Genomic DNA, 1,653 nt, shown 5'->3' with positions numbered 1-1,653 from the left:
TTACCGGTTGAAAAACGATTGGAATTGAAATACTGGCTCGAATTGCTTCTACGAGATTGCCTTTATTAAAATGTATTTCTTCTCCTGTGATTATATCGGTTGCTACTGCTGTAAAGGGAATTTGCAGATCTTCTATATTTTTATTACCTAATATGGATGTTAAAAATTTCTGAACATTTGTTCCTGTAACCAAACCTGATTTTCCAAATCCGGGCGAAAAAAGCTTTGCTGTGGATGTGAGATCGGTTTCTAAAGCAATATTCTCAATTTCTTTGATACTTAATCCGCCGGCATAAGCACCTCCGACCAAGGCTCCAATACTCGAACCGGTAATAAAATCTATTTTTATATCATTATCTTCCAAAAATTTTATCACTCCGATATGAGATAACCCTTTTGCGCCACCGCAGCCAAGAACCAAACCAACTTTTTTCTTTTTTAAGTGCTTCATTAATTTACTTTTCCATTCCATAATTATTTCCTCATTTTTTTTCTTTGAGATTATTTACTTTCTGTTTTATATTTGCTTTGATATTCACGACTCTTCTCAACGCCTTATGTTTCAAATCTCCAATGAAGGATGCGTGTGTGATCAAAAGAAGTGAAGGCAAAAATGTTAAGGATGCTATAGCACTGACTACCATTGTAAGTGCAATTAACCAGCCGAATCTTTGCATCGGAACGATGCTTCCCAACAATAGTGTCAGGAAACCCAGCATCACGGAGAAGGCGTTAATTATAATAGCCCTTCCGGTTGTTTGAAGTGTGGTTTCAAGAGCATTTTCCACGCTGTTCTTCTTGCCGATCTCAAAATGAAAACGATTGTTAAAATGAATTGTATAATCAATCCCGATTCCCACGGCAACGCTTCCGATCATCACGGTTGCAGCATCTAAAGGTATTTTAAAAATCCACATAATCGCAAAATTGAAAAGAACAGTCATTATTATCGGCAAAATGGAAATCACACCACCAATAAAAGATTTGAATTGAATTGCCAGCAAAATCAAGACAATTCCAATCGCAAAAAGAAGACTGTATGTCTGGCTGGAAACGATATTGTTGTCGATATCTTTATAGATTATGGGCATACCTGTTTGCTGTAAATCGAGAGAGATCGTTGGCTTCTGCTCATCTTTATTCAAGTTATTATATTTTGTATTAGAAAGAAAAATTTGAGTATCATTAATTTCCCAGACATCACCGATCAGGTTCTTTTGAAAATCAGGATATTGCTGAATATCTTTTGAAAATACCGGTGCTATTTCTTTTATTAGATTATTAACTTTATTCCATTCAATTTCATTCTTGATGATCGATTTAATCGACATCGCAGCATAATCCAGCATTTCAGGATCATCTTCATAATATGAATTTGGAAAAACTCTTTTTAAATTTGAAACTATGTCTTTTTCAGAATAACTACGGTTTTTCTCAACATATCTGATGAGTGATTTTACCACTTTTTTCTGCAAAGATGATTCTTCTATCAGCAGATCACCGTCCTCATCATTCATATAATCTACCAATTTTTTTGTCAGGTTGGAAGTTGGAATTTCCTGATTCTCTTGAATTAGATATTTATGCAGTATTTCTTCTAAGGCATTTCTGTCTTTTATTTCAAAACCATAATAAGCAGCATCATAAAAAATC

2 protein-coding genes are annotated in these 1,653 nt (G+C 34.4%); both read right to left on the bottom strand.

Features of this window, described 5'->3' with window-relative positions; all coding sequences use genetic code 11:
• Positions 1-472: hypothetical protein (locus ENL20_11720; GenBank protein HHE39222.1), on the bottom strand; the 472-nt coding region annotated here is incomplete at its 3' end.
• 10 nt (positions 473-482) lie between these two features.
• A partial coding sequence (locus tag ENL20_11715) for a hypothetical protein (protein ID HHE39221.1) occupies positions 483-1,653 on the bottom strand: 1,171 nt, incomplete at its 5' end.

The sequence above is a fragment of the Candidatus Cloacimonadota bacterium genome (genome assembly GCA_011372345.1).
Lineage (GTDB): Bacteria > Cloacimonadota > Cloacimonadia > Cloacimonadales > TCS61 > DRTC01.
The sequence above is the reverse complement of the archived record's forward strand: the minus strand, read 5'-3'. Positions and strand labels throughout refer to the sequence as shown.